This window comes from Rouxiella silvae (assembly GCF_002093625.1).
Lineage (GTDB): Bacteria > Pseudomonadota > Gammaproteobacteria > Enterobacterales > Enterobacteriaceae > Rouxiella > Rouxiella silvae.
In genome coordinates this window covers 1-10,355 of the sequence record NZ_MRWD01000095.1, presented here as the reverse complement: position 1 = coordinate 10,355, position 10,355 = coordinate 1, and the positions used below count along the sequence as shown (strand labels likewise).

9 protein-coding genes are annotated in these 10,355 nt (G+C 44.5%); 5 read left to right on the top strand and 4 right to left on the bottom strand.

What is annotated here, in order from left to right; genetic code table 11:
* The first annotated feature begins 419 nt into the window (after nucleotides 1-419).
* On the top strand, nucleotides 420-2,705 hold the full coding sequence (locus tag BS639_RS23815; RefSeq protein ID WP_084984539.1) for a catecholate siderophore receptor Fiu: 2,286 nt from the start codon (nucleotides 420-422) through the stop codon (nucleotides 2,703-2,705).
* A gap of 63 nt (nucleotides 2,706-2,768) precedes the next feature.
* A complete protein-coding gene (gene ybiX, locus BS639_RS23810; RefSeq protein WP_084984538.1) occupies nucleotides 2,769-3,446 on the top strand; it encodes a PKHD-type hydroxylase YbiX in 678 nt (225 codons plus the stop codon).
* Between the two features lie 105 nt (nucleotides 3,447-3,551).
* Here the strand turns inward: ybiX and BS639_RS23805 are convergent, their stop codons facing one another.
* The 4 genes from BS639_RS23805 to BS639_RS23790 form a co-directional block, all read right to left on the bottom strand.
* Nucleotides 3,552-4,103, bottom strand: a complete 552-nt coding sequence (locus BS639_RS23805; protein ID WP_084984537.1) for a hypothetical protein — start codon at nucleotides 4,101-4,103, stop codon at nucleotides 3,552-3,554.
* Nucleotides 4,100-4,648 carry a carbapenem self-resistance protein CarG family protein gene (locus tag BS639_RS23800; protein WP_055775866.1) on the bottom strand — a complete coding sequence of 183 codons (549 nt, stop codon included), beginning with the start codon at nucleotides 4,646-4,648 and terminating at the stop codon, nucleotides 4,100-4,102. The genes BS639_RS23805 and BS639_RS23800 overlap by 4 nt, the downstream gene beginning before the upstream one ends.
* On the bottom strand, nucleotides 4,635-5,486 hold the full coding sequence (locus BS639_RS23795; RefSeq protein ID WP_233427753.1) for an SUMF1/EgtB/PvdO family nonheme iron enzyme: 852 nt from the start codon (nucleotides 5,484-5,486) through the stop codon (nucleotides 4,635-4,637). The genes BS639_RS23800 and BS639_RS23795 overlap by 14 nt, the downstream gene beginning before the upstream one ends.
* A 412-nt stretch (nucleotides 5,487-5,898) precedes the next feature.
* The gene (locus tag BS639_RS23790) at nucleotides 5,899-6,624 is read right to left on the bottom strand and encodes a pirin family protein (RefSeq protein ID WP_084984535.1); all 726 of its coding nucleotides are present in this window, start codon (nucleotides 6,622-6,624) and stop codon (nucleotides 5,899-5,901) included.
* A gap of 169 nt (nucleotides 6,625-6,793) precedes the next feature.
* On the opposite strand from BS639_RS23790, the gene BS639_RS23785 reads away from it, so the two are divergent.
* The 3 genes from BS639_RS23785 to BS639_RS23775 form a co-directional block, all read left to right on the top strand.
* Complete coding sequence (locus tag BS639_RS23785) at nucleotides 6,794-7,672, top strand: LysR family transcriptional regulator (protein ID WP_084984540.1); 879 nt, start codon at nucleotides 6,794-6,796, stop codon at nucleotides 7,670-7,672.
* Between the two features lie 266 nt (nucleotides 7,673-7,938).
* Nucleotides 7,939-8,301, top strand: coding sequence for a hypothetical protein (locus BS639_RS23780; RefSeq protein ID WP_084984534.1), 363 nt, complete (start codon nucleotides 7,939-7,941; stop codon nucleotides 8,299-8,301).
* Between the two features lie 165 nt (nucleotides 8,302-8,466).
* Nucleotides 8,467-10,355 (top strand): dermonecrotic toxin domain-containing protein (locus BS639_RS23775; RefSeq protein ID WP_324615977.1); only part of this gene is annotated, 1,889 nt, incomplete at its 3' end.

Sequence of the window (10,355 nt, the reverse complement as noted above, 5' to 3'; positions counted from 1 at the left end):
ATTAATCAAGTTGAAAGGAAATATCACGATCAATTAAATATATCGAAGAAAAATTCTGACCTAGCGGGTAAAGTTTTGTTCAAATTAAGGTGACTTCACTTATCCCCTGAAGAGCGTCAACTCAAATTAACCTCTACAGAGGGTAAAGAACCCTCTCGCGTCAATCCTCAGAACTTCCTCAGCATATCCTCAGAACTTTAAGACAAAAAGTGTTTGAAATGTATGCTAACCGTAAAGAAATGTATTTTTTTTGGTTGTTTTTCGTGATAAAAATAAGAACATAAATGATAATTATTATCCTTATCATTTGAGTTATCATGAAGAAATACAATAACTCACTGTTTACCCTGGTTTTTTACGGGCGGTGGGTTATCTGCATGATGGGCCTGCTCACTACCTAAAAACTTATAACGAAGAAAATGGAAAAAAATAACACTACGCCTTTTAGCAGCTTTAACTCGCTAACGTTGTTTACCGGTTTATGCATTGGTATCTCCTCCCCTGTAATCGCACAGGCTGCTGAGAATACGAATAAAAAACAAGATGATACGTTAGTTATTGAGGCTCAGGTGCCTTCTCTTTATTCTCCAGGGCAGTCCGCGGACCCAAAGTTTACCCGTCCGCTTGTTGATACCACGCGCACTATTACCGTCATTCCAAAGCAGGTTCTTAACGATCAGGGGGTGAATAATCTGACTGACGCGTTGAAAAACGTGCCGGGCGTTGGCGCGTTTTATGCTGGCGAAAATGGCAGCTCGTCCACCGGCGACGCAATTTATATGCGCGGCGTAGATACCTCTAACAGCATTTATGTGGATGGCATTCGCGATATCGGCAGTGTGTCGCGCGATACTTTCAACACTGAACAAGTGGAAGTTATCAAAGGCCCTTCCGGCACCGACTACGGACGCAGCGCTCCCACCGGTTCAATCAATATGATAAGCAAGCAGCCGCGCATGGATACCGGCATTGATGCTTCCGCCAGCGTGGGCAGTGCCTGGTTCCGCCGCAGTACGCTGGACTATAATCAGGCGTTTGGTGAAAACTCGGCCTTTCGTTTAAACCTGATGGGCGAAAAAACGCACGACGCCAGCCGCGACAGCGTGCAAAATGAACGCTACGGCGTGGCCCCGTCTCTGGCCTTTGGCCTGGGCACGTCGAATCGCCTGTTCCTGAATTATCTCCACGTTACTCAGCATAATACGCCTGACGGCGGTGTTCCGACCATCGGTCTGCCGGGTTACTCCGCGCCTAATGCTGCAACATCAGCGTTGAACGCTTCGGGCAAAGTTAACAGCCATAACTTCTACGGTACCGATTCGGATTATGATGATTCGACGACTGATACCGTGACGATGCGTTTTGAACACGACTTCTCCGATAGCACCACTATTCGTAATACCACGCGCTGGTCTCAAATCAAGCAGGATTATCTGCTCACTGCGGTGATGGGCGGCGCGACAAATATCACTCAGCCAAATGCGAACGTGGGCAGCTGGCAGTGGTCTCGTTTGGCTAACCTCAAGGATGTCAGCAACAGAATTCTGACCAACCAGACGAATATAACTTCTAAATTCCAAACGGGATCGGTAGGTCACGATGTGAGCGCCGGGGTTGAATTCACCCGCGAGCAGCAAACCAACTATGGCGTGAATGCGCTGACGCCGCCGTCAGTAAATATTTATCATCCAAACAGCAATATCTCGATCGGTGGTCTGGATCGCAACGGTGCCAACGCCAACGGCACCACAGACACTGTGGGTATATATGCATTTGATACTTTGCAAGTTACTCAGTCGTTTGAGCTGAACGGCGGCATTCGTCTCGATAACTATCACACCTCCTACGACAGTGCGACAGCCTGTGGAGCAACAGGGCGTGGCGCCGTTGCTTGTCCGGTCGGAGCACCCAAAAATACCCCGGTTACTACCGTCGACACCAACACATCTGGCAACCTGGTTAACTGGAAACTCGGTGCGCTTTATCATCTGACAGAAAACGGTAATGTTTACGTCAACTATGCAATTTCTCAGCAGCCTCCGGGCGGAAATACCTTTGCTTTGGCCGCCAGCGGCACAGGCAACAGCGCTAACCGTACCGACTTCAAACCGCAAAAGGCTAAAACCTCCGAAATTGGCACCAAGTGGGAAGTTATGGATAAGCGCCTGCTGCTCGCCGCCGCGTTGTTCCGTACCGATATCGAAAACGATGTAGAGGCCAACGACGATGGCACCTATTCTCAATACGGTACCAAACGTGTGCAGGGTTATGAGCTTACCGCAACCGGTAACATTAACTCGGCCTGGCAGATCATGGCCGGTTATACCCAACAGCATGCCTCAGTGCGTCAGGGGGCTATCGTCTCTTCCGACGGTTCTTCATCTCTGGCCTACACGCCAAAACACGCCTTCACGTTATGGAACCAGTATCAAATTAACGATGACTGGTCCGTGGGCGGCGGAGCGCGCTATGTAGGTGGCCTGAGCCGAGGTACGGACGGTGCGGTAGGTACACCGACCTCTACCGAGGGTTACTGGGTGGCAGATGCGAAGGCCGGTTATAGAATTAGCCGCAACGTTGACCTGCAGCTGAATGTTTATAATATATTCAATAAAGACTACGTTGCGTCGATCAACAAGAGCGGATATCGCTACCATCCGGGTGAAGAAAGAACGTTCCTGCTGACGGCGAACGTGCATTTCTAATGCCAGATTTAAAATAGATAACGTGGGGCTTTTAGCCCCACGATTTCATATGAGACCCCCAATATGATGTACCGCGTTCCAGCAGTATTAAATTCGGACGAAGTGGCTGCTTTTAATAGAGAATTGGATAAGGCCCCGTGGATTGACGGACGTGCGACCGTCGGCGCTCAGGGCGCACAGGTAAAAAACAACCAGCAGATTGATACCCGCAGTGAAATTTATGCACTTTTGCAGGCGACAGTGTTGAAAGCATTGCAAAATAGCCCACTGTTCTTCGCGGCGGCACTGCCAAAAAATATCTCTTCTCCGTTGTTCAACCGCTATCAGCAAAATGAAACTTATGGTTTTCACGTTGACGGGGCGGTGCGTAACAACGGCGAGTCCGGTTGGATGCGAACCGACCTCTCCGCCACGCTTTTTTTATGCGAACCGGAAAGCTATGAGGGCGGCGAACTTGTTGTTAATGACACTTATGGTCAGCATTCTGTCAAACTACCGGCCGGTGATTTGATTCTTTACCCTTCCAGCAGCCTGCACTGTGTCACGCCGGTGACGCAAGGCACCCGTGTGGCATCGTTTATGTGGGTGCAATCGATGATCCGCGACGACAAAAAACGCAGCATGCTGTTTGAGCTCGACGGTAATATTCAGAAGCTAAAAGCGCGACATGGCGAAAGTGAAGAAGTATTGTCGCTGCTAAACCTTTACCACAACCTGTTGCGAGAGTGGTCAGAGATCTAGTTAGCATCTTCCACCTATTCTCATGAAGAAACTTAGAAAAAAATCAGCCCAGGCACAGTGTCCTCAGGCTGATTTTTTTGCAGACAGTGCTGAAGACTCAACAGGTTAATAAAGAAGGTCGAGCTGATAGGGTTCACCGACGATTTCAATTTTTCCAGCGGGGATATTTTTAAAATTAGCTTGGTATCTTGCCGTCTTGATACCTGAAATCAGATTGTCTACATCAGTATAGGCAAACCGCACAGATGGATGTCTGGCCCATGAAGGTAATGAGCTTATCGAGTAATCAAAAATGACACTACCCGACTTTTTATTTTGATAAATGCGCTCAATATGTTCAACCACCCTTTTTCCATAACAGAGATCGCCGTACTTATTAAATTCCTTGAGTCCTAATGACGTGAGTTGCCAAGTTTTCTGCTTGCCAATTATTTTAGAATGCGTTAATTCCGCATCGGTAAGGGCTTCCATTTTAGCATTAATATAGCCATAAGAGATATCTTGAGTGGCAATGTGCACTGGCCAAACGGTTGTGCCCAGGCATAGGGGAGGTTGTTTATCTAAGGATTCTTGAATTTTTTTTATATACATGCTGTTATTGGCTGAGTGAGAGATAAAAGGCATAAGCAGTAAGAGAGTTAAATACAGGGGTTTCATTTTTCAGCCTTAAGATTTAATTGTTCAAACGCCTCATCAATGTTTAAATACTTATCCGACGTTTTATAACTTTTCACGTAATCCCAATAAAAATTTGGCACACCTGGATCTTCATGGTTCTCCATTAGCTTATATTGAACGAATTTTACTGGGAGTTGATCAAACATATCGCCATTGTCTTTTCCTGCAAGGATTTTTTGCGCAGTTATCATATAAAGTACTTTTCCCAGTTTATGAAGCTCATAGCCTGAGGTTTTTATTGATGCAGCGGAAAGAACTTCGTCATACCAGGTAAATCCAGAGTTATTCGGGACGGGCACGATGTAATGCCGATTCTGTTTATTTATGATAAACAGGGTTAACGTTTTGCTCGTGTGTGAGGTATTATTATCAAAAGTACTAACAAAGAAAATTCCTTTAACACCATGAGCCGTGATATTTAATGCGTTCGGGCCATCATGTAGCTTCATTTTTGTCGTGGTTATCGCATGAACACTGAAGTTTATACTCAATAAAAGGAGTAGGCCAAGGCTACGTTTTTTCATCAAAAACACTCCTGACCAGTCGAAACCCTATATCCGGCATAGAGAAGCCAGCACTGTGGGTGTCACAGCTTGCAAGATTGGATGTTTTAAAGAGGTAGCTACCGCCGCAGAAGTAATACATTTTTACTCCCATAACATCTTCGCTGGTATAAACCCATTCTGAAACGTTGCCACTCATATCATATAGGCCGAGCGCATTAGGTTTCAGGCTTCCAACTTTATTGGTGCCGAAATGCTTAGATGTATATTCAGGAAACCAGGCGACGTCCTTATTATTATAACTCCCGGCAAAAGGCGCGCCGTAACTTCCGGCACTCAAGGCCTGCTTACCACCTCTCGCCGCAACCTGCCATTCATTTAAGGTCGGTAAACGATATCCGTTCGCCAACGGGTTTATATGTATTACAGCATCCGTACTATTGATATGGATTGGCTCATTATTCTCCAAATAATAGACGGGTTTTAATCCTGAATACTCGCTGAGGGCATTAGAGAACACAACAGTGTCTAGCCAATCCACATTGGTGACGGGATGCTGATTTCCCCCTTCTCCAGGCAAGAGACAATCCTCATCAGATGCACCATTGCATCCTTCGTTAAACACATATTGATGAATTTTTGCCCATTGATATATGTGTTGATAAAATGCATAGGTTACTTCGGTATTCATTATAGAGAAGCTTTTTAAAGTGATATTAGCATTGGTGCTATAATCATGTTTACCAAAAACACCCCCTGCATAATATTTTCCTTGCTCTACAAGGGATTCTTTAATGCTTGATGCGGCTTCAACATTAAACGAGAGGGTAAATAGGAAAATAATATATTTTATGTTCATGAATACATCCTGCATCTATAAACTAGCCGTGATTCTTAGCTAAATATAACCTATCAAATTAGAACCACATGGACAACAAAGCGTACTGTCGGTGTGTATTTTCGTGTTGAGTCTGTTTATATTAACTTTTGCTATTAAATCTGAGAAATAATATTTATATCAGATAATACAGTGGGTTAATATGGGTAAGTTAAGTTATAAAATATTCCTATTGACTTTACATAACGAAAAACCAGCGTGTAATAAATAGGCTTTATTTCATTAATATTAAAAAGTATTAGAGTGAGAAAACGACGGCAAGAGAACTTGATTTTAGAAAATAAATTGGGGTTTTCACGTATAAATAAAAAGGCCGAGAACAAAGTTCCCAGCCTGATTTACTTTCTTCTTTAACAACACATCTTTTACGCAATTAACGCGCTGGATGGTTAACCTCAACCGGACGCAAGTCAAAAAGCAGCACTTCGGCTTTATCGCCATCGCTGAAAGTCAGTGCGGCTTCATTACGTACGCGTGCGCCGTCACCGGCTTTAAAAGGCAGGCCGTTAACTTTTACACTGCCGCGTGCGACGTGGATGTACGCAAAGCGCTCGTCGTCCAGACTGATAGTTTGCTGCTCGTCGCCGTCGAAAAGACCTGCATAAATTTTCATGTCTTGGCGAACGCGCAGCGCGTTATCGTCACCGGTTGGCGAAACAATCAGGCGCAGTTTGCCGCGCTTTTCAGCATCCACTACCGATACCTGCTGATACCCTGGTTTTGTGCCGTTTTCTGCGGGCACAATCCAGATTTGCAGGAAATGAACGCCGTCAGTTTTTGAGTTGTTAAACTCGCTGTGCGTCACGCCGGAACCCGCACTCATCAGTTGCACATCACCCGGGACAATCACCGAACCCGTTCCCATTGAGTCTTTATGTGCCAATTCGCCTTCCAACACATAGGAGATAATTTCCATATTGCTGTGTGGATGTGCGCCAAAACCACGTGATGCCGCGACTCTATCGTCGTTAATCACCAGCAGATCGGAGAAACCCACTTGTTTCGGGTCATAGTAGCTCGCAAAAGAAAACGTATGGTGAGATTTTAGCCAACCGTGGTCGCCCAATCCGCGTTGTTCAGACAGTCTTTGCTCGATCATGATGTGCTCCTGAGTTTTAGGGGGAAGAACGTTTGCCCTTCCGATGTAAAGAGAATAAACGTAAACTGATTTGTGCAACAGATGGCTGTAATGACAATCACTGTCACCTTTTAGTTGACAATAGTGCTGTAGAATACGGACAACGCAGTCTCTAACGGAGTGGATGAATATGCAGATAGAAGACCTTCGCATTTTTTTGGTGGTAATAAAGGCGGGCAACTTTACGGCCGCGGCGGAACAGCTACTGCTGTCGAAGCAGTACGTCAGTAGAAGAATGGCCTCGCTTGAAGCCTCTCTCGGCGTAAGATTGCTCATTCGCAATACGCGCAAGCTGTCGGTAACTGAGTCGGGTCTGGTATTTTCACAGCATGCACAGAAAATTCTTGATGATATTCAGGAAGCCGAGTTGGCAGTTTCAGAAAGGCGCCAGGAATTGCAGGGCTCATTTCGTATCAGCATTCCTATGTCATTTGGTGTGAGCTACCTCTCTCCGCTTATTGCCGAATTTTTACGTCAACACCCTGCCGTACAGTTTCAGATTGAACTCGGGGACCGATACGTTGACATGATAGGTGAAGGCTTTGATATTGCTATCCGCATTGGTTCTCTCGCTGACTCTACGCTGATTGCCCGCCGCCTTAGTGCGCTTAAGCGCGTGATATGTGCCAGTCCCGATTATCTCCTGCGTGCTGGAACGCCTAAAATTCCGGAAGACCTGCTGCTGCACGACTGCTTGCGCTATGGTCGTGAAGGACAAAATGGGTGGGAACTGCTGCGGGAAGGGAAACGAAAACTGCTGGATGTTCACGGCCCGATGGTCAGTAATAACGGTGAAGTATTAAGAGATGCCGCTGTCGCCGGCTTGGGTTTGGTGCTGTTACCCGAATTTATCGTTGAGTCGGCAATAAAGGGGGGGGCGTTGGTCGAGGTGCTAAGCGATTTTTATCCTGAGCCACTCACGTTGAGTGCGGTTTATCCTCAGCATCGACAGCGGAGTGAAGTTAATAAGGCCTTTTTAGATTTCCTTGAGGAACGTTTGAAACCTTAGTACGGATAGTTAATTAAACCCTTATTTAACCGGCTAGGCGAAATTGCATTTAAAAATTTTAATAAAATGATCGCCCTGTAAACCTCATGCATCTTTAATTATTGATAATTAATATGTTCCATCGGTGAGGTTTCCGTAAAAAAATCTGAAAGTAATAAGTGAGTGGTAGAGGTATGATCTTTTTTTTTGATGGATATAATTAATTGGAATAATGAGAGTCACTTATTTTTATTACTGCTATTCCATTAACTACAAGAGAACATACCATGCTGGAAAATATACCCCATGTTATTTCAAATAATTTAACCAAATTTAATCAGCTAGGTGTCAGTGCACAAACGGACCGAAACTTCTTGATGGAGCGTATTCATAACAGCTCTGAATTTCTTCATTCTAATGATTTTAGAACCGCGCACAGGCGTTTTCAAGGGGGTTATAAAAAGTCTGTATTAAACAGAAAGGGTCGAACGACTTTAAGAAATTTACTTGCAATGGACTACAAGCGCGACTTGATTAACGTAACGCTGATGGCATGTTCGGATAAAGAAAAGATCAAGGCCGGGCAGGGACTTCTGGCGAAACAGCCATACTTGGAGCTCACACCTTCATCTTGCTCCTTATGGGTTTAGGCAGGAGCGCAATTATTTACTCAAAATAATTTAACACGTACCGGCCCTGTAAAAGCGCCATCGCCTCTCGAGGCTATACCCAGCATACTGACCAACCCACTGAGTTCAGCCTATAATTTAGGGCGAGAAGCCTTAATCAGCGCAGACAGTTTCATTAATAGTATCATGATCGAAATACTTCCCTGGCGTTGTGCTGAGGCCCGCGTAGAAAATAGGCCTAACACTAACTCATTGAGTGAGTTTCCTTTAAAAAATCCTGAACAGAGCGTTGATGGAGGCAGACATATTGGCGTTAGGGCGTCGGTTCATAAAGTCGATAGAGATAAATACGAGGAAATAATAAGCACCATTAAAGCGGAGTATCCCGAGATATATCATTCTGCATCACTCTTCTTAAAGCTTAGAATTAAAGATAAATATGGCCTGGATTTAGACCCCAATAAAGTTTGGTTTAACCGATTCAATTTTGCCACCTCATCAGCGGTTAGCTTTACCGGCTTTGAACACACTGGCCATCCTCAAGACACTAAAACCCTAACGGAGCAACTGCTGGCGAATTTTGGTACCGAAGACCGACTGAATGATGATGCTCTCAGTGGTAATTCGGGTATTTATACTGAAGGTTCATGGGGTACCGTATTTGGTAAGGAAAATGAAGTTCGCCTTCTCCCTGTACAGTTTTGTGAAATTGTCAAAAACAGTGATTTCAGTCGAGTGTATATCGAACATCTCGATCTATTTTGGAGAAAAAACTTTTCGAAATTTCGAATTATGAATAAGGGAATATTTATCTCGCTGCTCGCTAAACACGTAGATAAATTAAGCGATCAGGCCTTACACTTAGTGGTTTCTGCCGTGTTAGGCCATAAATTAAACCTCAATAAAATAACTTTGTATGATTTAAAAAAATCGTTTATTGAATTAAATTTTGAAGTGCTGGCTTTTGATATTAATGGTTATGAGTCCAGTGATATTCTCCTTATACACTATCCGCAAAGTGATTTTTTTAATAAAAGTATTAACAGTATTATTGTGTTGTATCAGCCCACGGAAGAGAGAAGCTTTATAGAGTTTGATAATAGACAAGAGCTTAATCAGTGGGTAGTCAAACAAGCAAAAAATCCGCAGAGTCGTACAGCGCTGGCAAATCATTTTTCTTTATACGATCGTCAGGATGGACGGCAATACTCAGGGGTGGATACGCTATTGAAAGAGTTGGGCGATGGCTCACGAGATACGAAATATATCAATTACAATCCTAGGCTGGTTTATGGCGATCCTTTTACCTGGATATCAATCAGGGCAATGGAACGTACCCGAAGTGATGCAAAGACACTGACTACCACCAATGGTGAAGTATTCAAGCAGCAACTCATCATGAATCTCCGGCCTGCGGCTAATATGGCTGGCGTTGCCTCAATGCTTCTCCCTGGCCCCGGCAGCCTGGCTTTATTAGGTATTGGTGTGGTGCAGATTGGGCTAGGAATCGATCAAACCATCAATGGTGATACTCAGCAGCAGCGAAACGAGGGAGTGTCAGATATTGTCGAGGGTGGGATCAATGCGCTATTTGGTGCGGCAGGTATTGGTGAGCATCTTAATGAAGCTGAACTTCCCGTTCAAAAAGCGGAAATTGCCGAGGGCGATCTTCATAAATCGATAAAAATAGACACCGACGAGCTTCATGATGTAAAAGTTTTGGACAGCAATAAGCCGTCAACCTGGGCAGATTATAAGATTGAACAACGTGGCATTACTGCTATCCAAAAAAGCGATGCCGTCAAGGCGGCGTTGATTGCCGATTCACTTAAGGATTTGAGAATTGCGCTGGACAGAGCAAGTAACAGGCTGCAATTGCCAGAGGGTGAAGAGATCGCCGCACGTTATCTAGGACTGAAAAACAGAAGTGAACTCACCGCATTAGATCGCTTAGGAATAAAAGAAAATATAACCGGCATGAAGAATTTTTTAATTAAAAGCCTTGATAACGATAAGGCTTATCAAACAGTGAAATATATCGGAACAGGAAACTCAAATACTATTGCATTTTATTC